Source organism: Streptomyces tropicalis, from assembly GCF_029269835.1.
In the GTDB taxonomy this organism is placed as follows: Bacteria; Actinomycetota; Actinomycetes; order Streptomycetales; family Streptomycetaceae; genus Streptomyces; species Streptomyces tropicalis.
Genome location: NZ_JARJBB010000027.1, coordinates 23,116 through 43,585, shown reverse-complemented (window position 1 = coordinate 43,585; position 20,470 = coordinate 23,116). Strand labels below are relative to the sequence as shown.

Sequence of the window (20,470 nt, the reverse complement as noted above, 5' to 3'; positions counted from 1 at the left end):
TCTCAGTGGGTGGACCTCTCCCGAGGCCCCCGGAGACCTACGTGAGCAGCCAAGACCTGACAGGAGGCCGGCAGTGAGCACCGAGCTGCGTCGTCTGCGCAACTACATCGACGGTGAGTTCCGGGACGCCGCCGACGGACGGACCACCGAGGTGGTCAACCCCGCGACGGGCGAGGCGTACGCGACCGCGCCGCTGTCCGGGCAGGCGGACGTGGACGCCGCGATGGCGGCCGCCTCCGCGGCCTTCCCGGCCTGGCGCGACACGACCCCGGCCGAGCGGCAGAAGGCCCTGCTGAAGATCGCGGACGCGTTCGAGGAGCGGGCCGAGGAACTGGTCGCGGCCGAGGTGGAGAACACGGGCAAGCCGGTCGGGCTCACCCGCTCCGAGGAAGTCCCGCCGATGGTCGACCAGATCCGCTTCTTCGCGGGCGCGGCGCGCATGCTGGAGGGCCGTTCGGCCGGCGAGTACATGGAGGGGATGACGTCGATCGTCCGCCGTGAGCCGGTGGGCGTCTGCGCCCAGGTCGCGCCGTGGAACTACCCGATGATGATGGCGGTGTGGAAGTTCGCCCCCGCGCTCGCGGCCGGCAACACCGTCGTCCTGAAGCCGTCGGACACCACCCCCGCCTCCACGGTGCTGATCGCCGACATCCTCGGCTCGATCCTGCCCAAGGGCGTCTTCAACGTCGTCTGCGGCGACCGCGACACCGGCCGCATGATGGTCGAGCACCCCACCCCGGCGATGGCGTCGATCACCGGCTCCGTGCGCGCCGGCATGTCGGTCGCCGAGTCCGCATCGAAGGACCTCAAGCGCGTCCACCTGGAGCTCGGCGGCAAGGCGCCCGTCGTGGTCTTCGAGGACACCGACATCGCCAAGGCCGTCGAGGACATCTCCGTCGCCGGCTTCTTCAACGCCGGCCAGGACTGCACGGCCGCCACCCGCGTCCTCGTCCAGGAGTCCATCCACGACGAGTTCGTCGCCGCGCTGGCCAAGGCCGCCGCCGAGACGAAGACCGGTCAGCCGGACGACGAGGACGTCCTCTTCGGCCCGCTGAACAACCCCAACCAGCTCCAGCAGGTCACCGGCTTCATCGAGCGGCTGCCCGCGCACGCCAAGGTCGAGGCCGGCGGCCAGCGGGTCGGCGACAAGGGCTTCTTCTTCGCCCCGACCGTCGTCTCCGGCCTGAAGCAGGACGACGAGATCGTCCAGAAGGAGGTCTTCGGCCCGGTCATCACCGTCCAGTCCTTCACGGACGAGGACCAGGCCGTCGAGTGGGCCAACGGCGTCGAGTACGCGCTCGCCTCCTCGGTGTGGACCAAGGACCACGGCCGCGCCATGCGGATGTCCAAGAAGCTCGACTTCGGCTGCGTGTGGATCAACACGCACATCCCGCTGGTCGCGGAGATGCCGCACGGAGGCTTCAAGAAGTCCGGCTACGGCAAGGACCTCTCGGGCTACGGCTTCGAGGACTACACCCGGATCAAGCACGTGATGACCTCGCTCGACGCGTGAGGCCCCACCGCGCGGGCCCCCGCCCGGCATGACCCCGCGTCATGCGCCGAGCGGCCCGCGCGGACACGGTGCCGGTGACGCGCGGCCCCGGACGGAGGACGGACCGTCCGGGGCCGCGGTGCGTCCGGAGCCCGGCCCGGCGGGTCCGGGCGGCCACTCCGGGATCCGCCCGCGTCCGGGGCCTCGACGACGTGCCGGGCGGGCCGGGGCGAAGCCTTGACCGCACACCGTGGTCAGCGCGAGGCGGCCGGGGCGGCGTCCGCCGCCCGGCCGGACTCCCCGCGCAGCGCGCACAGCAGGTCGACGCGGTTGGTCGTGACGGAGTCGACGCCGTGGTCGAGCAGGCGGCGCAGCGAGCGGCGGGTGTCCGGCGTCCACACCGACAGCAGGTAGCCGTCGCGGTGCACCCGGGCCGCCAGCTCCCGGTTCACCAGCCCGAAACGGTAGTTCAGCCACCGCGGACGCACCGCGTGCAGCAGCCCCGGCCGCGGCGGGGCGAGGGTCGTCCAGGTGAGCGCGATCTCCGCGGACGCGTCCACCGCGCGGACCGCGAGCATGACCTCGGCGCCGGCGCAGTAGTACACGCGGTCCTCGGCCCCGCAGGAACGGACCACGTCCACGATCCGCCGCACGGCCGGCACCCCCGGGGAGCCCGGCAGATCGATCATCACGCGGGCGCCGCCGGTCGCGGCGAGCGCGTCGGCCAGGGTGGGCAGCAGGCCGTCCGTGAGCCCGCGGACCTCCTCGGCCGACAGCGTGCGCAGCGGCCGGGGCCGGTTCCACAGCCGCTTCAGGGTCTCGTCGTGCAGCAGCACCGGGACGCCGTCCCGGGTGAGCCGCACGTCGATCTCCACGGCGTCCGCGCCCCGGTCCAGCGCGGAGCGCAGCGCGTCGGTGGTGTTCTCACGGAAGCGGTACGGGTCGCCGCGGTGGGCCACTGCTGTCACGGTCTGCATGCGCCCATTGTGGCGGAGGCAGGGACACGGCACGCGGGACGCCCGGCCCGCCGCCGCCCCGCGCGACGGAGCGCCTGCGCGAGGACCCCCGTTCGTGCCGGGTACGCCCGCCGGCCACCCGCGGACGCCCGGCCGGAGGCGCGGCCCGCGGGGGCTGCGGACCGCCGCCCGCAGGCGGCGGACCCGGGCGGCGGCGCGCTCAGCGCGCGAGCCACCCCTCCGTGTAGTCGTCGATCTCGCGCAGGATGCGGGCCCGGCCGGCCTCGTCCAGGAAGGAGGCACGGACCGCGTTCCCGGCCAGGTCGGCCAGGCCGCGCTCGTCGAGGTCCAGCAGCCGCGCGGCCACCGCGTACTCGGTGTTGAGGTCGGTGCCGAACATGGGCGGGTCGTCGGAGTTGACGGTGACGAGGACACCGGCCCGTACGAACTCCGCGAGGGGGTGCTCGTCCAGGGTGCGCACGGCGCGGGTGGCGACGTTGGAGGTGGGGCAGACCTCCAGCGCGATCCGGTGCTCCGCGAGGTGCTCCAGGAGCTTCGGGTCCCCGGCGGCGCTGGTGCCGTGGCCGATGCGCTCGGCGCGCAGCTCGGTGAGGGCGTCCCACACGGTCTCCGGGCCGGTGGTCTCCCCGGCGTGCGGGACGGACCGCAGCCCGGCCGCGATCGCACGGTCGAAGTACGGCTTGAACTGCGGCCGGGGCACGCCGATCTCCGGTCCGCCGAGCCCGAAGGAGACCAGGCCCTCGGGCCGGATCCGGTCGTCGGTGGCGAGCCGCGTGGTCTCCTCGGCCGACTCCAGACCGGCCTCGCCGGGAATGTCGAAGCACCAGCGCAGCAGCGTCCCGAACTCCGCCTCGGCCGCCTTGCGCGCGTCCTCGATCGCCTCCATGAAGGCGAGCGCGTCTATGCCGCGCCGGGTGGACGAGTACGGCGTGATCGTCAGCTCGGCGTAGCGGACCTGCTGCCGGGCCAGCTCGCGCGCCACCTCGTACGTCAGCAGCCGCACATCCTCCGGGGTGCGGACCAGGTCGACGACGGACAGGTACACCTCGATGAAGTGCGCGAAGTCCGTGAACGTGAAGTAGTCGGCCAGCGCCTCCGGGTCGGTGGGCACCCGGGAGTCGGGGTGCCGGGCGGCCAGCTCGGAGACGATGCGCGGGGAGGCGGAGCCGACGTGGTGGACGTGCAGTTCGGCCTTGGGCAGTCCGGCGATGAAGGCGGTCAGGTCGCGGGGTGCGCGCTGGTCGGTCAAGGGATCCCTCCCCGGGAACGGCGCCGCGGGCCCCGAGGGGCGCGGCGCGGGTGATCGGCTGATCGGATGCACGGACATGGTAGGCGCAGGGCCCCGCTGCCCGGCCGCCGCTCCCGGCCGCCGCGGGACGGGTCCCGGCACGCCCCGCCCGGCCGCCGGGTGGGGGCGGGACCCGCCCGAGGAGGCGCGTCGGCCCGGGTCGTAGCATGGCGGGACGATCGATCGAGGGGGATGGCGGCCAGAATGACCGACGGAACGCGGCCGGACGAGGACGCCGAGCACGATCCCTGGGCACCGCCCGAGAGCGGGCCCTCGCTGGAGAAGAGGCCGCCGTCGCCCGCGGCGCAGCCCTGGACGCCGCAGCCGCCGGTGCAGGACGGGCAGCCGTCCGCCTGGCCGCCGCCCGCCGCGCCGGGCGGGCAGCCCCCGGCGCAGCCGCCGTCCGTGCACGACCAGGCCACGATGGCCTCGATGCCGGCCCCCGGTTTCCCGCCGCCCGCCTACCCGCAGGCCGGCTACGGGGCGCCGGGCGCGGAGGGGGCCGTACCGCCTCCGCCGCCGGCCCCGGGCATCGACCCCCGGACGGCGGCGCCGCCCGCGGCCGCCGGCTACGGCTACCCCGGGCAGCCCGCCTACCCCGGCCAGCCGGGGTACCCGGGTCAGCCCGGCTACCCCTCCTACGGCTGGCCCGGCGGGCCCATGGCCCCGCAGAACGGGCTCGGCACCGCGGCCCTGGTGCTGGGCATCCTGTCCTGCTGCCTGTTCTGCCTGTACGGCATCGTGTCGCTGGTGCTCGGCATCCTCGCCGTGATCTTCGGGATCAAGGGGCGGCGCCGGGCCCAGCAGGGCCTGGCCGACAACCACGGCCAGGCCCAGGCAGGACTGATCACCGGCATCGTCGGGATCGTCCTCGGCATCGCCGCGATCGCGGTCATGGCCATCGTCATCACCAGGGCCGTCCACCACGAGCAGGTGGACGAGAGTCCGTCCTACGGCGCCCACGGCTCCGCGGCGACCGCACCGCTCCGTACCGCCGCCTGACCGCGCGGCGCCCCCGTCACCCGGGGGCGCCGCGCGGTCAGGCCCCGAACCGGCGGACCGGCCGGCGTCCGGAGCGGCCCGCGGTGGAACCGGCGGCGCTCCCCGGGAGGACGCGTCGCGTTGTCAGGTCGGGGGCCGGGGGTCAGCCGGTCGCCGTCCTCGCGGCGGTCCGCAGCCGGTGGCGGGCCTCCATCAGGGCGAAGCCCAGCAGGTTCGGGCCGCGCCATCTCTCCGGGTCGGCGGCCGCCTCGTCGTCCGCGGCGAGGCCGATGCCCCAGACCCGGTCCACCGGGCTGGCCTCCACCAGCACCCGGTCGCCGGTGGCCAGCAGGAACTCCCGCAGCGCGGGATGGGCGGCGAACTTGTGGACGCTGCCCTCCACCACGATCCGGAACCGCTCCCGCTCCCAGGTGCCCTCGTCGAAGCCGCGCACCAGTCGCCCGGCCTTCTTCGCCTCGGCCGGATGCCCGGCGGCCAGCACCCGGCGCTCCGCCTCCGCGTCCCCGAACAGCCGCGCCTTCTTAGCCATCATCCAGTGCTCGGCGCCCGCGTAGGCCACGCCGTCCGCCGTGAACGGCGCCGGCCACCACTGGCTCAGGCAGCTCGTGCCCACCCGGCCGTCGGGCCGCGGGCGGTGTCCCCAGAAGTACAGGTACCGCACCGCGGCCCCGTCCCGGACCTCCCTGATCAGCGCCTCGCGCGAGTCGATCACCCCCATGCACGCGAGTGTGGCACGCACCACGGACATTCCGTCCTCCCTTTTCACGCCCGACTCGACATCTGGTCGACAGATTCCGTCGCGTAACCAAAAGGCAACAACGGAATCACTTGTTGGAGTCCCATGCCTCTGCCAGGATCGGCACTCAAATCGAGCTGGAGCTACGCCACCCACCCCCGGGAACGCCGGGGTGGACGACGGCGGAGGAGAGCGACATGCACAACCCGGGCACCGCCACCCCGGACCGATTTCCCGCACAGCAACGCTTCGCGGACGGCGCGCAGTACATCGACGGCCGGCTGACCAGGGGCACCTCCGGCCGCTTCCACGCGGTCGTCGACCCCGCCACCGGCGAGGAGGTGTTCCGTTACGAGCTGGCCGGGACCGCGGACGTCGACGCGGCGGTCGCCGCCGCGCGCGCCGCCTTCCCCGGCTGGGCGGGCGCCACGCCCGGCGAGCGTTCGGACGCCCTGCACCGCTTCGCCGCCGTGCTCGCCGGGCGCGCGGAGGACTTCGCCCGCGCCGAGTCGCTGCAGTGCGGCAAGCCCCTGAAGCTGAGCCGGGAGTTCGACGTCCCGGGCACCGTGGACAACACGGCCTTCTTCGCCGGCGCCGCACGGCACCTGGCCGGCCAGTCCGCGGGCGAGTACTCGGGCGACCACACCTCCTACGTCCGGCGCGAGCCCATCGGCGTGGTCGGTTCCATCGCACCCTGGAACTACCCGCTCCAGATGGCCGCATGGAAGGTCCTCCCGGCGATCGCCGCGGGCAACACCATCGTGCTGAAGCCCGCCGAGACGACCCCCCTGACCTCGCTGCTGTTCGCGCAGGCCGCCACCGAGGCGGGCATCCCGGACGGCGTCGTCAACATCGTCACCGGGACCGGACGGGAGGCGGGCGAGCACCTTGTCGGCCACCCGGACGTGGCCATGACGTCCTTCACCGGCTCCACCGGCGTCGGCCGCCGCGTCGCGGAGATCGCCACGGCCACCGTCAAGCGCCTGCACCTGGAACTCGGCGGCAAGGCCCCCTTCCTGGTCTTCGACGACGCCGACCTGGAGGCCGCCGTGCACGGCGCGGTCGCCGGGGCGCTCATCAACACCGGGCAGGACTGCACGGCCGCCACGCGCGCGTACGTGCAGCGCCCCCTCTACGAGGAGTTCGTGGCCCGCACGGCCGCCCTCATGGAGACCGTCCGGCTCGGCGACCCCTTCGCCCCCGGCACCGACCTCGGCCCGCTGATCTCGCACGCGCAGCGCGACCGGGTGGCCGGCTTCGTCGACCGGGCCCGCGGCTACGCGCGCGTGGTCACCGGCGGCGCCGCCGGACAGGACGAGCTGAAGAACGGCGCGTACTACCGCCCCACTCTGGTCGCCGACGCCCCGCAGGACAGCGAGATCGTCCAGGCGGAGATCTTCGGCCCGGTGCTGGTCGTGCTGCCGTTCGACAGCGATGATGAAGGCATCCGGCTGGCCAACGACACCCCGTACGGGCTGGCGGCCTCGGCGTGGAGCCGCGACGTCTACCGCGCCGGCCGCGCGACGAGGGAGATCCGGGCGGGATGCGTGTGGATCAACGACCACATCCCGATCATCAGCGAGATGCCGCACGGAGGCTACAAGCAGTCCGGCTTCGGCAAGGACATGTCCACGTACTCGTTCGACGAGTACACGCAGATCAAGCACGTCATGTTCGACAACACCGCGGTCGCCGGAAAGGACTGGCACCGCACGGTCTTCGGGGACCGGCCGTAGCCCCTCCCCGCGGGCCGGCCACCACCGTGTGGGACGACCGGCCGACGACCAGGCCCAACCCTCCTGAAAGGGCACCACGCGCATGGAGCAGTACGAGCCCGACCGCCTGACCCCGGCCCAAGCGGCCGCGACACGGCGCAGCCTCCGCAACGGCCGGGCCTCCCTCACCCGGCGTTCGCTGCTGCGCGCCTCCGCGGGCGGCGCGCTCACGGCCGGTGGACTCGGGGCGCTGAGCGCCTGCGGGATCCCCGCGGCCGGCCGGACCGCGGGCGGCACGGCCGCCGAGGACCACTCGGCCAAGGAGAAGGTCGTCAACTTCTCCAACTGGCCCGAGTACATCGACGTCGACAGCAGCGGCAAGCGCCACCCCACCCTGGAGGCGTTCGCCCGCCGGACCGGCATCCAGGTCAAGTACACCGAGGACATCAACGACAACAGCGAGTTCTTCGGCAAGATCAAGCCGCAGCTCGCCGCGGGCCAGGACACCGGCCGCGACATCATCGTCCTCACCGACTGGCTGGCGGCCCGGCTGATCCGGCTCGGCTGGGCCCAGAAGCTGGACCCGTCGAACCTGCCGCACGCCTACACCAACCTGTCGCCGCAGTTCCGCAACCCGGACTGGGATCCGGGCCGGGCCTACTCCTATCCCTGGCAGGGCATCTCCACGGTCATCGCCTTCAACCGCAAGGCCCTCGACGGCATCGAGGTCAAGTCCGTCTCCGACCTGCTCGACAACCCCCGGCTCAAGGGCCGGGTCGGCTTCCTGTCGGAGATGCGGGACAGCATCGGCATGACCCTGCTCGACATGGGCAAGGACCCCGCGCACTTCACCGACGACGACTTCGACGCGGTCATAGCCCGCCTGCAGAAGGCCGTCGACAAGGGCCAGATCCGCCGCTTCACGGGCAACGACTACACGTCCGACCTCAGCAAGGGCGACCTGGCCGCCTGTGTGGCCTGGGGCGGCGACATCGTGCAGCTCAAGGCGGACAGCCCCGACGTCGACTTCGTCATCCCCGCCAGCGGCTACATGACGTCCACCGACAACATGCTCATCCCGAACAAGGCGCGCCACAAGACGAACGCCGAGCGGCTCATCGACTTCTACTACGAGCCCGAACCGGCCGCCGAACTCGCCGCCTACATCAACTACGTGTCGCCGGTCGACGGCGTGAAGCCCTACCTTGCCAAGATCGACAAGTCGGCGGCGGACAACCCGCTGATCATTCCCGACAAGGCCATGGCCGCCAAGTCCCACGCCTTCCGCTCGCTGACGCAGAAGGAAGAGACGGCCTACGAAGAGAAGTTCGCGAAGCTCACAGGGGCGTGACGACCACCATGACGACAGACAACAGCGGCGACGTCCGCCTCTCCGGGATCAGCAAGACCTACGGCAGCTTCACCGCCGTCCACCCGCTCGACCTCACCGTGCCGCAGGGCTCCTTCTTCGCCCTGCTCGGCGCGTCCGGCTGCGGCAAGACCACCACCCTGCGCATGATCGCCGGCCTGGAGGAGCCCTCCTCCGGGACCGTCCACCTCGGCGAGCAGGACGTGACCCACCTGCCGCCCTACAAGCGGCCGGTGAACACGGTCTTCCAGTCCTACGCCCTCTTCCCGCACCTCGACATCTTCGAGAACGTCGCCTTCGGCCTGCGCCGCCGGGGCGTCAAGTCGGTGAAGAAGCAGGTCGAGGAGATGCTGGAGCTGGTCCAGCTCGGCGAGCAGGCGCGCAAGAAACCGCACCAGCTCTCCGGCGGCCAGCAGCAGCGCGTCGCGGTCGCCCGCGCGCTGATCAACCACCCCAAGGTGCTGCTCCTGGACGAGCCGCTCGGCGCCCTCGACCTCAAGCTGCGCCGCCAGATGCAGCTGGAACTCAAGCGGATCCAGACCGAGGTGGGCATCACCTTCGTCCATGTCACGCACGACCAGGAGGAGGCCATGACCATGGCCGACACGGTCGCCGTGATGAACGCCGGCCGCGTCGAGCAGCTCGGCGCGCCCACCGACCTCTACGAGAACCCGCAGACCACCTTCGTGGCCAACTTCCTCGGCACCTCCAACCTCATCGAGGCCGAGGTCGACTCCCGCAGCGGCGAGGACGTCGTCCTGAGGGCGGGCGGCGGCAAGCTCACGCTGCCCCGGGCGCGGTGTTCCGCGCAGGCGACGACCGGCGGCAAGGTGCTGGTCGGCGTCCGCCCGGAGAAGATCTCCCTCACCCACGCCGACGACGCCGGAGAGATCCCCGACGGCCGCAACCGCATCACCGGGCGCATCGCCGACTCCAGCTTCATCGGCGTCTCCACGCAGTACGTGATCGACAGCCCCGTCTGCCCGGAGTTCGAGGTGTACGCGCAGAACATCGACCGCGACCCGCGGCTGGTCCCCGGGACCGAGGTCGTCCTGCACTGGAACCCGGCCCACACCTTCGGCCTCGACGCGGCCCAGGACATCGACGCCGGTGTCGGGACGGTCGGGGAAGAGGCCGCCTGATGTCGACGATCACCCGGGCCGAGGCGCCGGAGCTGACGCCCGCGCCCGAGACGAAGCCCCCGCGCCGCCGGGGCCGCTGGACGCCGTACTGGCTGCTGCTCCCCGGCATCCTCTGGCTGGTCGTCTTCTTCGCGCTCCCGATGCTCTACCAGGCGTCCACCTCCGTGCAGACGGGCTCCCTGGAGGAGGGCTACAAGGTCACCTGGCACTTCGCCACCTACTGGGACGCGCTGTCGCAGTACTGGCCGCAGTTCGTGCGCTCCGTGCTCTACGCGGCCTCCGCCACGATCCTGTGCCTGCTGCTCGGGTACCCGCTGGCGTACCTCATCGCCTTCCGCGCGGGCCGCTGGCGGAACCTGATCATGATCCTGGTGATCGCGCCGTTCTTCACCAGCTTCCTGATCCGCACCCTGGCCTGGAAGACGATCCTCGCGGACGGCGGCCCGGTGGTCGGCGCGCTGAACGCGCTGCACGTCCTGGACCTCACCAACTGGCTCGGCTGGACGGCCGGCGACCGCGTGCTGGCCACCCCGCTCGCGGTGGTCTGCGGTCTGACGTACAACTTCCTGCCCTTCATGATCCTGCCGCTGTACACCTCGCTGGAGCGCATCGACCCGCGGCTGCACGAGGCGGCGGGGGACCTGTACGCGCAGCCCTTCACCACCTTCCGCAAGGTCACCTTCCCGCTGTCGATGCCGGGCGTGGTCTCCGGCACGCTGCTGACCTTCATCCCGGCGGCCGGCGACTACGTCAACGCCGACCTGCTCGGCTCCACCGACACCCGCATGGTCGGCAACGTCATCCAGACGCAGTTCCTGCGCATCCTCGACTATCCGACGGCCGCCGCCCTCTCCTTCATCCTGATGGCCGCGATCCTGCTGATGGTCACGCTCTACATCCGCAAGTCCGGCACGGAGGATCTGGTTTAAATGGCCTTCGTCAACTGGCTCAAGCGCCACCTCGTCGTCGTCGCCGGACTGCTCACGCTCGGCTACCTCCTGCTGCCGAACGTCGTCGTCACGGTCTTCTCCTTCAACAAGCCCAAGGGCCGCTTCAACTACGAGTGGCAGCAGTTCTCCACCGACGCCTGGAAGGACCCCTGCGGCGTCGCCGACATGTGCGGCTCGCTCTCGCTCAGCCTCCAGATCGCCGTCTGGGCGACGCTCGGCGCGACCGCGCTCGGCACGATGATCGCCTTCGCGCTGGTCCGCTACCGCTTCCGCGCCCGCGGCGCGGTGAACTCGCTGATCTTCCTGCCGATGGCGATGCCCGAGGTCGTCATGGCCGCCTCGCTGCTCACCCTGTTCCTCAACATGGGCGCGCAGCTCGGCTTCTGGACCATCCTCATCGCCCACATCATGTTCTGCCTCAGCTTCGTGGTGACCGCGGTCAAGGCACGCGTGATGTCGATGGACCCGCGGCTGGAACAGGCGGCGCAGGACCTGTACGCCGGTCCGCTGCAGACCTTCCTCCGGGTGACCCTGCCGATCGCGGCCCCCGGCATCGCGGCCGGTGCCCTGCTCGCCTTCGCGCTGTCCTTCGACGACTTCATCATCACCAACTTCAACGCCGGCTCGACCGTCACCTTCCCGATGTTCGTCTGGGGATCGGCGCAGCGCGGCACACCGGTCCAGATCAACGTCATCGGCACGACGATGTTCGTCGTCGCCGTGCTCCTCGTCCTGGTCTCCATGGCCCTCGGAAACCGCCGCAACCGCCAGAAGGCCTGACCGCACACCGCAACCACCCCGTGGGGAGTTGAAATCATGGCCCCGAGCGCCATGACCCGTTGGACGACCTCTCTCTGTGAAGCACAGCCGGTCCCGTACTGGCTGGACGACCCCGGCCGTCCCCGCCCGGAGCCCGCGCTCACCGGCGACGAGAGCTGCGACCTGCTCGTCGTCGGCGGCGGCTACAGCGGACTGTGGACCGCGCTGCTCGCCAAGGAGCGCGACCCCGCGACGGACGTGGTGCTGGTGGAGGGCCGCGAGGCGGGCTGGGCCGCCTCGGGCCGCAACGGCGGCTTCTGCGCCGCCTCCCTCACCCACGGCACGGCCAACGGGATCTCCCGGTGGCCCCGGGAGATCCACAAGCTCGAGGAGCTGGGGGCCCGCAACCTCGACGCCATCGAGGAGGCGGTCGCCCACTACGGCATCGACTGCGACTTCGAGCGCACCGGCGAGATCGACGTCGCCACCGAGCCCTACCAGGCGCGGGAGCTGAGGGACTGGTACCGGGAGCTGGAGCGCCGCGGCCTGGCCGGGGGCACCGAGTTCCTCGACCGGGACGCGGTCCGCGAGCAGGTCGCCTCACCCACCTTCGAGGCCGGGCTGTGGGACCGCCGCGGCGTGGCGATGGTCCACCCGGCCAAGCTGGCCTGGGGGCTCAAACGGGCCTGCATCGGCCTCGGCGTGCGCGTCCACGAGCACACGCCCGCGCTGTCCCTGAAGCCGTACGGCGCCGGCATGGCCGTCCGCACCCCCTACGGCCGGATCCGCGCCCGCCGGGTCGCCCTCGGCACCAACATCTTCCCCAGCCTGGTCAGACGGGTCCGCCCGTACACCGTCCCGGTCTACGACTACGCCCTGATGACCGAGCCGCTCACCGACGACCAGCTGGCCTCCGTCGGCTGGAAGAACCGCCAGGGGCTCGGGGACAGCGCCAACCAGTTCCACTACTTCCGGCTCTCCGCCGACAACCGCGTCCTGTGGGGCGGCTACGACGCGATCTACCCCTACGGCGGCCGCGTGCGCTCCGAGTACGACCACCGCCCGGAGACGTACGCCAAGCTGGCCGGGCACTTCTTCACCTGCTTCCCGCAGCTGGAGGGCGTCCGCTTCTCTCACGCCTGGGGCGGGGCGATCGACACCTGCTCCCGCTTCTCCGCGTTCTTCGGCACCGCCCACCAGGGGAAGGTGGCCTACGCGGCCGGGTACACGGGCCTGGGCGTCGGCGCGACCCGGTTCGGCGCCGACGTGATGCTGGACCTGCTCTCCGGCGAGCGCACCGAGCGCACCGAACTGGAGATGGTCCGCCGCAAGCCGCTGCCCTTCCCGCCCGAGCCCTTCGCCTGGACCGGCATCGCGCTCACCCGGTGGTCCCTGGCCCGCGCCGACGCCCGCGGCGGGCGGCGCAACCTGTGGCTGCGGGCGATGGACCGGCTGGGCCTCGGCTTCGACAGCTGAGCCGGGCGCCGGACGCGCACCCGCGGTGATCGGCGCTGTGATCGGGTTCACTCCAACGAGGGCCCGTGACCCGCGTAATGCCCGCGTGGCGCCTCGCTCTCCCTCCGTGACGCGACCCGCGTCCGGGAGAGAGAGTGAGGTCGTCTCATGACTGGGGCGAAGACGGCGGTCGAGTGGCTGGCATCGGTCGCACCGGACCCCGAGGCCTGCCGCTGGGAGTGGGAGCGCCATCCGCAGGGGGTCGCCCTGCTGCCCGCCGGCCGGGCCTGGGACGTGCTGATCCTGCCGGGACGGCTCGGCCGTCCCACCCTCGACGTGCTCACCCGCGTCCTCGACCAGCCGGGTCCGGTGCTGGTGGACTTCGGGGACGCCCGGACGGGCTTCCTCGTGCCGCCGGGCACCGCGGCCCGCTGGCTGGGCACCGGGATCCGCACCGCGGGCGCCGGCACCTGGATCGTGGTGCCGTACCCGGGGCGCACCACCGGCGGGGTGCGCTGGCTGGTCCCGCCGGACGGCTCGGGCACGCTCACCGATCCGGCGCTGCTGGAGCTGGCGATGCACGAGGCGGCGGCCGGACTGGCCGCGGGGGAGGCAGGCTGACGGCGGCCGGTCAGGCCCGCGGAGGTGCGCCCGGCCCGCGGCGCGGCATACGGCGGGAGAGGAGGAACAGGGGGGCCAGCAGCAGCACGCCCAGGCACCAGGCGGCCACGACGTCCAGGGGCCAGTGGTAGCCCCTCCGCACCAGGCCGTAGGAGACGGCGAGGACGAGCACGGCGCATCCTGCGACGACCGCCCGGCGGGCGCCCACCGTCCGCAGGCCGGGCAGGAGCAGCAGCGCCGTGGCCCCGTAGGCGACCGCGGCGGTGGCCGTGTGGCCGGAGGGGAAGTAGCCGACGCCGGGCGGCACGGCCGACGTGCCGTGGCGGGCCGTCCAGTCCTTCAGGGGCAGGACCCACGCCGGGACCGCGGCCATGGTCACGGCCGCCGCGGCGGGCGGCAGCCACCAGCGGTCCGCACCACCGGCGCGGTCGCGCAGCGCCGCGTACCCGAGGACCAGGACCAGCACCGGGACGGCGATCTGGACGTTGCCGAGGTCGGCGAGGCGTTCGGAGAACCGGTCCGGGTGGAGGAGGGACCGGCTGACCGCCCTGTCCGTGCGCAGGAGCGGGCCGTTGGCGACGACCTGCCACGTGATCAGCGCGAAGAGGGCGGCCGGGAGGCCGAGGAGGAGGAGAGCCCGTGAGCGGAGGAAGGTCGGCCGCCCCGGAACAGGGGGGGAAGTTCCGGGGCGGCCGTCCTGATCGGATTGCCGCGCGCCCCGGGGGGTTTGGGGCGGGCGACGGTCCGATCGGTGAGGAGACCCGGAGCCGGAAGCTCCGGTGTTGTGCGCGAGGGCACGGCCAGGTCGAAGCTGGGGAGGCCTCGCCCCGGTGTCGCCCACAGTCCCCTGTGGGCGGGGTGTATCTCTCATCTGGGTAGAACCTACGACAGCCGGTCGCGGTGCGACAGCCGGAATCGCGGGCCGACATCCACCCCGCACACCTTCTTCACAGGCTCTGCCGTCACGGCCGGACTCGTTCCGGCCGTGACGGCGGCGGGCGGCTTCAGATGCGGGTGAACGCCTGCTCGATGATGTCGAGGCCCTCGGCGAGCAGGTCCTCGCCGATGACCAGCGGCGGCAGGAAGCGGAGCACGTTGCCGTAGGTGCCGCAGGTCAGGACCAGCAGTCCCTCCTGGTGGCAGGCCTTGGCCAGCGCGGCGGTCGCCTCCGGGTTCGGCTCCTTGGTCGTGCGGTCCTTGACCAGCTCGATCGCGATCATGGCGCCGCGGCCACGGACGTCGCCGATGATGTCGAACTTCTCCGCCATGGCGTTCAGGCGGGACTTCATGACCGCCTCGATCGCCTTCGCCCGGGCGTTGAGGTCCATCTCCTTCATCGTCTCGATGGCGCCGAGCGCACCGGCGCAGGCCACCGGGTTGCCGCCGTAGGTGCCGCCGAGGCCGCCCGCGTGCGCCGCGTCCATGATCTCGGCGCGGCCGGTGACGGCGGCGAGCGGCAGACCGCCCGCGATGCCCTTCGCGGTGGTGATCAGGTCCGGGACGATGCCCTCGTCCTCGCAGGCGAACCACTGGCCGGTGCGGCAGAAGCCGGACTGGATCTCGTCGGCGACGAAGACGATGCCGTGGTCGGCGGCGAACTGGCGGATCGCGGGCAGGAAGCCCTTGGCCGGCTCGATGAAACCGCCCTCGCCGAGCACCGGCTCGATGATGATCGCGGCGACGTTGTCCGCGCCGACCTGCTTGCTGATCTGGTCGATGGCCTGCTCGGCCGCCTCCGGACCGGCGTTCTCGGCACCGGTCGGCCAGCGGTAGCCGTAGGCGACCGGCACGCGGTAGACCTCGGGCGCGAACGGGCCGAAGCCGTTCTTGTACGGCATGTTCTTGCTGGTCAACGCCATCGTCAGGTTGGTGCGGCCGTGATAGCCGTGGTCGAAGACGACGACCGCCTGGCGCTTGGTGTACGCACGGGCGATCTTGACGGCGTTCTCGACGGCCTCGGCGCCCGAGTTGAACAGCGCGGACTTCTTCGCGTGGTCGCCCGGCGTCAGCTCGGCCAGCGCCTCGGCGACGGCCACGTAGCCCTCGTAGGGCGTGACCATGAAACAGGTGTGGGTGAAGTCGGCGAGCTGCGCGGAGGCGCGCCGGACGACGGCCTCGGCGGAGGCGCCGACGGAGGTCACGGCGATGCCGGAGCCGAAGTCGATGAGGCTGTTGCCGTCGACGTCCTCGATGACGCCGCCGCCCGCACGCGTGACGAACACCGGCAGCGTGGAGCCGACGCCCTGCGCCACCGCGGCGAGGCGGCGGGTCTGCAGCTCCTGCGACTTCGGGCCGGGAATGGCGGTGACGACGCGGCGCTCCTGCGGAAGTGCGGTCATGGGGGCTCCCTGATGATCTTGCGTACCGGACGGTCCGGCGTGCCCGACGCCGGCGGCCCGGGGCGTTCCGGGCGGGCGGTGCTGCGGACGCATACCTTCTCCTCTCGCAGGCTAGGTCCGCGCGAGGGGGGTGGGCATGCTCCATGTGGGCGTTGTCCGCGGACGCCGTTGTCCGCAGTGGACATAGAACCGTCATGGGTGCCCCGGGGCGGGGTACGCGCCGATCGGCACGCGGCAAGGGCACTCAATCGGTGAACTCCCCTGCGCCGGGCGTTACATTGACTCGCTGAAGGCGGACGACCGGCTGGTCAGGGGGCAGGGCGATGGACGACGGGACGCAGGAAGCCCGGGGCACGCACGCGAACCCGGTGCCGCGCCCGGCGGTGCCGCGGGACGCTCCCGCGATGCCGCCGCGCCCGGCCCGGCCGCCGGGCGCGCCCGGCGCGCAGGCGGAGCGGGCGGGCGGCCCGCCGGGCGCGGCACCGGGTTCGCGCAGCGCCACGGCCGCCTGGCTCGACGAACCCCGCCCCGACGCCCCCACCGGCGTCTGGCGCCTGGGCTACCGCCCGCCCAAGGGCGCCCGCGCCGCGGACCGGCTCCCCCCGATCACGATCGTCGGCCTCCTCGTCCCGCTGGCCGTCGCACTGCTCGTGTGGTCGCTGTGGAGCGAGGGCAGCGTGCCCTACCAGTGGGCCGTGCTGAAGCTGTTCACACCCGCCGGCTGGTGGTGGGCGGGCACCGTCTCCGCCAAGGGCATGCAGGGCCGCGAGGCCGTCGTGGTCTACAACGGCGTCTTCTTCGCCGTCCTGGTCCTCGCGGTCGGCCGCCTCGGCAGCTGGGCCGAGGTGCTCCGGCACTCCGTCGGCGGCCGCCCCCAGCCCGCCCGCGCCCTGCTCGCCGCCGCCGGCGCCCTGATCGCGCTGAGCCTGGTCTTCCCCGGGGCGTTCTTCTGGGCGGGCTGGGACCCCGTGCCGGTCGTCGATCCGGTGTTCTCCCTGGTCGTCCTGATCTCCGGCGGCTACGACCTGTTCGCCTCCCAGCTGTTCACCGACGGGCTCTACACCGCCGTCACGCTCCTCGTCGTGTGGCCCTTCGCCCGGCTCGGCGACTGGTGGGGCTGGGGCACGCGGCTCCTGGCCCGCCGCCGCACATCCGCCGGGCCCGCCGCCCCGCAGGCCGCCGAGCCGCCCCGGTCGCAGTGGCCGGAGCTCCGGCAGGCCGGCCAGCACCGGGCGGCCGAGGCCCTGGCCGCCGAGGCGGCCGGCGGCCGGATGAACGACGTCGACTGCGCCCGGATCGACCGGGCCTTCGCCGAGGCCCGGCGCGGCGGGCGCCTCGCCCCCTTCTCCGACACCGTCCTGCAGCAGGGCGCCGCGGCCTGGACCCACCCGTCCGGATCCCGCGACCTGCCCCGCCGCACCGCCCGCCACGACCTGCTGGAACAGCAGGTGCGCCTGGGCACCTGGGTGCCGGGGGAGCGCGCCCCGCGGCCGTACCACGGCGCGGGCGCGGCCCTCGGCCCGGACGTCCTCGGCACCTCGCTGCTCCTGGTGGGGCCGCCCGGCTCGGGCAAGACCCGGCACGTCGTCGAACCGGTCACCGAGGCGCTCGCCCTGCAGGCCCTCACCGGCCGGTGCGCGGTCGTCGCCGTCTCCGCCGCCGGGTCCGCGCTCGGCCCCGACACCGCCTACGACGTGGTGGTCCGGATCGGCGACCCCGGCTCCGTGCACGACCTCGACCCGTACGCGGAGACCGACGACGCCGACGAGGCCGCCGCCTTCCTCGCCGAGGCCCTGGTGGGCGACCTCGACACCGCCGGCACCCAGAGCGCCGCCACCGCGCTCGCCCAGCTGCTCGGCCCCTACCGGGCCGTGCACGGCCACTTCCCGCCGCTGCCGGTGCTGCGCGCGCTCCTGGAGGGCGATCCGGGCGCCGTGGCCGCCCTGCGCGCGGCGCTCGCCGGGGACGGCCACGCGGTGATGCGCCGCGAACTCGACGCCCGGATGCGGCAGGCCGGCACCGCGGCCGACGCCGGACCCGCCCTCGCCGACCGGCTGGCCCTCCTCGACCGGCCGGTCTTCGCCGACTTCTTCGGCGCCGGGGGCGGCGGGCGGCCCTTCTCGCTGCGCGCGGTGGCCCACCACCCGCTGCGGGTCCGCGTCGACCTGCCCGAAGGAGGGCACGAGGAGGCGTCCCGGCTGATCACCCGGCTGGTCCTCGCGCAGTTCCACAGCGTGGTCCGGGAGGCCCGGCGCCCGCACTTCGCCTGCCTCGTCCTCGACGACGCCACCGGCACCGTCACCCCCGAGTCGGTCCGCCGCATCCAGCGGCTGCGCTCCCAGAACGCGGGCGTCGTCCTCGCCCTGCGCACCGTCGCCGACGTGCCCGAGGCGCTGCACGGCCCGCTGCTCGGCGCCGTCGGCTGCCGCATGGCGCTGTGCGGAGTCACCACCTGGGACGGCAGCCGGTTCGCCCAGGCCTGGGGCACCGAGTGGGTGGAGACGAAGGAGGTCGCCAAGCACACCGTCTTCGCCGACCAGCCGATGACCCGTGCCCTGCACGCCCTGCGCAAGCTGGCCACCGGCAAGGCGGTGACGACCGACGCGGTCACCACGAAGCAGGTCGAGCGGGAGCGCTGGTCGGCGTCCCGGCTGGCCCATGAGGTGCCGCCGGGGCACGCGGTGCTGTCGCTGACCGACGTGCAGGGCGAGCACGCGCCGCCGCTGCTGGTGGACCTGCGGGGCTGACCGGCCGGACATCCGTCCGCCGGGCCCGCGGCCACCGTACGGTGAGGCAGAATCGGCAGTGGCCGTTCGTACGCGGCGGCCAAAAGATCACCACGATCACCCGATCTCCGCAGACCTGAAGGCCCGATGCCCCCGACGCTCGCCTCGCTCGTGCACCACTCCGCGCTCAAGCTGACCGTGCGCGCGGGCGAGGACCGCCTGGACGTGCCCGTCCGCTGGGCGCACGTCAGCGAGCTCGCCGACCCGGTGCCCTACATGGAGGGCGGCGAGCTGCTGCTGATCACCGCCCTCAAGCTGGACGCGGACGATCCCGAGGCCATGCGCCGCTACGTCAAGCGGCTGGCCGGCGCGGGGGTGGTCGGACTCGGCTTCGCGGTGGGGGTCACCTACGAGGAGATCCCCGCGGCCCTCGTCGACGCGGCCCGGGAGGAGGGCCTGCCGCTGCTGGAGGTGCCCCGCCGCACCCCCTTCCTCGCCATCAGCAAGGCCGTCTCCGCCGCCATCGCCGCCGACCAGTACCGCGCGGTCACCGCGGGCTTCGCCGCACAGCGGGAACTGACCCGGCAGACGCTGAGCGCCGGGCCGGAGGGCCTGCTCGCCGCGCTGGCCGCCCAGGTCGACGGCTGGGCCGCCCTCTACGACGCCTCGGGCGCCGTCGTCGCCACCGCCCCGGAGTGGGCGGGCCGCAGGGCCGCCCGGCTCACCGCCGAGGTGGAGCGGCTGCGGGACCGGCCCGCGCCCGCCAGCTCCGTGGTCGGCGTGCCCGAGAGCGAGGACCGCGTCGAGCTGCACTCGCTCGGCACCGGCCGGCGTCCGCGGGCGGCGCTCGCCGTCGGCACCGCCGCCGCCCTCGGCACCGCCGAGCGCTACGCCGTCCACTCGGCCATCGCCCTGCTCACCCTCACCACGGAACGCTCCCGCTCGCTGCACGCGGCCGAGCAGCGGGTCGGCTCCGCGGTGCTGCGGATGCTGCTCGCCGGACAGCCGGACCACGCCCGCGCCGTCGCAGGGGACCTGTACGGGAGCCTGCTGGACGCGCCGTTCCGGGTGATCGTCGCCGAGGCGGCCCCGGCGTCGGCCGCGCGGGCGCACGCCGACGCCCGCGGGCCGGCCGCGCCCGCGGCCCCCGCCCCCGCGGGCGGCGGGAGCGGTCCGCTGGCGGCGCTCGCCGAGGCCGTGGAGGCCGCGGCGGCACGGTCCGGGGAGGCGGTGCTGGTGGTGCCCGAGGGGGAGCGGCTGGTGGTGCTGGCCGCGGACCGGGGCGCCGCCGTCACGGCGTGCGCGGACCATGCGGCCGCGCTGGAGGCCGCCCGCGCCGCGGCCGTGCGCGAGCAGCCGGGCGCCGACGAGGACGAGCCGGTCGTCGGCCTCTCCGCGCCCGCCGGGCCGATCGCCGCCGCCGGCGCCTACCGGCAGGCCGAGCAGGCCCTGTCGGTGGCCCGGCGCCGGGGAAGGGTCTGCGTGGAGCACGAGCAGCTCGCCGCCGGCTCGGTGCTGCCGCTGCTCGCCGACGACGCGGTCCGCGCCTTCGCCGACGGGCTGCTGCGGGCGCTGTACGAGCACGACGCGACCGGCCGCGGCGACCTGGTGGCCTCGCTGCGCGCCTGGCTCTCCCGGCACGGCCAGTGGGACGCGGCCGCCGCCGACCTCGGTGTGCACCGGCACACGCTGCGCTACCGGATGCGCCGGGTGGAGGAGATCCTCGGCCGCTCCCTGGACGACCCGGACGTGCGGATGGAGCTGTGGCTGGCCCTGAAGGCGACCTCGACGGAGTGAGCCCGCCCGGCGCCCCGCGCACCCTCCGGACGGCGGACGGAGGCCCACCTAGGCCAATTCGGCGCGTGCCGGGCCCGCACTGCTACGACGCGGACAAACGCC

Annotated in this window: 15 protein-coding genes and 1 pseudogene; 11 read left to right on the top strand and 5 right to left on the bottom strand. The window is 73.6% G+C overall.

The genetic code is table 11. The features are described 5' to 3' along the window. Positions 1 to 73: 73 nt before the first annotated feature. On the top strand, positions 74 to 1,513 hold the full coding sequence (locus P3H78_RS29730) for a gamma-aminobutyraldehyde dehydrogenase (protein WP_276112275.1): 1,440 nt from the start codon (positions 74 to 76) through the stop codon (positions 1,511 to 1,513). A gap of 233 nt (positions 1,514 to 1,746) precedes the next feature. Here P3H78_RS29730 and P3H78_RS29725 read toward each other — a convergent pair whose 3' ends face one another. Together P3H78_RS29725 and P3H78_RS29720 are read right to left on the bottom strand one after the other, a co-directional pair. Beyond that, positions 1,747 to 2,469 (bottom strand): glycerophosphodiester phosphodiesterase, encoded by a 723-nt coding sequence (locus P3H78_RS29725; RefSeq protein ID WP_276112274.1) that lies wholly within the window; start codon positions 2,467 to 2,469, stop codon positions 1,747 to 1,749. A gap of 199 nt (positions 2,470 to 2,668) precedes the next feature. Beyond that, positions 2,669 to 3,773 (bottom strand): annotated as a pseudogene (locus tag P3H78_RS29720) (adenosine deaminase). A gap of 188 nt (positions 3,774 to 3,961) precedes the next feature. Here P3H78_RS29720 and P3H78_RS29715 point away from each other — a divergent pair. Beyond that, positions 3,962 to 4,759 carry a DUF4190 domain-containing protein gene (locus tag P3H78_RS29715; protein ID WP_276112272.1) on the top strand — a complete coding sequence of 266 codons (798 nt, stop codon included), beginning with the start codon at positions 3,962 to 3,964 and terminating at the stop codon, positions 4,757 to 4,759. A 142-nt stretch (positions 4,760 to 4,901) separates the two neighbouring features. Here P3H78_RS29715 and ybiA read toward each other — a convergent pair whose 3' ends face one another. Further along, a complete protein-coding gene (gene ybiA, locus P3H78_RS29710; protein WP_276112271.1) occupies positions 4,902 to 5,507 on the bottom strand; it encodes a riboflavin biosynthesis intermediates N-glycosidase in 606 nt (201 codons plus the stop codon). Positions 5,508 to 5,692: 185 nt separating this feature from the next. On the opposite strand from ybiA, the gene P3H78_RS29705 reads away from it, so the two are divergent. From P3H78_RS29705 to P3H78_RS29675, 7 genes are all read left to right on the top strand, one after another. Beyond that, positions 5,693 to 7,231, top strand: coding sequence for a gamma-aminobutyraldehyde dehydrogenase (locus P3H78_RS29705; RefSeq protein ID WP_276112270.1), 1,539 nt, complete (start codon positions 5,693 to 5,695; stop codon positions 7,229 to 7,231). A gap of 82 nt (positions 7,232 to 7,313) precedes the next feature. After that, positions 7,314 to 8,561 (top strand): ABC transporter substrate-binding protein, encoded by a 1,248-nt coding sequence (locus P3H78_RS29700; protein WP_276112269.1) that lies wholly within the window; start codon positions 7,314 to 7,316, stop codon positions 8,559 to 8,561. Positions 8,562 to 8,569: 8 nt separating this feature from the next. Then, positions 8,570 to 9,721 (top strand): ABC transporter ATP-binding protein, encoded by a 1,152-nt coding sequence (locus tag P3H78_RS29695; RefSeq protein WP_276112268.1) that lies wholly within the window; start codon positions 8,570 to 8,572, stop codon positions 9,719 to 9,721. Next, positions 9,721 to 10,650 carry an ABC transporter permease gene (locus P3H78_RS29690; RefSeq protein WP_276112267.1) on the top strand — a complete coding sequence of 310 codons (930 nt, stop codon included), beginning with the start codon at positions 9,721 to 9,723 and terminating at the stop codon, positions 10,648 to 10,650. The genes P3H78_RS29695 and P3H78_RS29690 overlap by 1 nt, the downstream gene beginning before the upstream one ends. Next, the gene (locus P3H78_RS29685) at positions 10,651 to 11,451 is read left to right on the top strand and encodes an ABC transporter permease (protein WP_276112266.1); all 801 of its coding nucleotides are present in this window, start codon (positions 10,651 to 10,653) and stop codon (positions 11,449 to 11,451) included. A gap of 36 nt (positions 11,452 to 11,487) precedes the next feature. Beyond that, a complete protein-coding gene (locus P3H78_RS29680; protein WP_276112265.1) occupies positions 11,488 to 12,906 on the top strand; it encodes an NAD(P)/FAD-dependent oxidoreductase in 1,419 nt (472 codons plus the stop codon). 147 nt (positions 12,907 to 13,053) lie between these two features. Further along, complete coding sequence (locus P3H78_RS29675; protein WP_276112264.1) at positions 13,054 to 13,506, top strand: bifunctional DNA primase/polymerase; 453 nt, start codon at positions 13,054 to 13,056, stop codon at positions 13,504 to 13,506. Between the two features lie 10 nt (positions 13,507 to 13,516). Here P3H78_RS29675 and P3H78_RS33620 read toward each other — a convergent pair whose 3' ends face one another. Continuing rightward, positions 13,517 to 13,972: a phosphatase PAP2 family protein gene (locus P3H78_RS33620; RefSeq protein WP_438828067.1), complete on the bottom strand. Its 456-nt coding sequence runs from the start codon at positions 13,970 to 13,972 to the stop codon at positions 13,517 to 13,519. Positions 13,973 to 14,510: 538 nt separating this feature from the next. Continuing rightward, positions 14,511 to 15,845, bottom strand: a complete 1,335-nt coding sequence (gene gabT, locus P3H78_RS29665; RefSeq protein WP_276112262.1) for a 4-aminobutyrate--2-oxoglutarate transaminase — start codon at positions 15,843 to 15,845, stop codon at positions 14,511 to 14,513. A 323-nt stretch (positions 15,846 to 16,168) separates the two neighbouring features. Here gabT and P3H78_RS29660 point away from each other — a divergent pair, with 323 nt between their 5' ends. Next, the gene (locus P3H78_RS29660) at positions 16,169 to 18,592 is read left to right on the top strand and encodes a DEAD/DEAH box helicase family protein (RefSeq protein WP_276112261.1); all 2,424 of its coding nucleotides are present in this window, start codon (positions 16,169 to 16,171) and stop codon (positions 18,590 to 18,592) included. Between the two features lie 126 nt (positions 18,593 to 18,718). After that, positions 18,719 to 20,368 carry a PucR family transcriptional regulator gene (locus P3H78_RS29655; protein WP_276112260.1) on the top strand — a complete coding sequence of 550 codons (1,650 nt, stop codon included), beginning with the start codon at positions 18,719 to 18,721 and terminating at the stop codon, positions 20,366 to 20,368. Positions 20,369 to 20,470 lie beyond the last annotated feature (102 nt).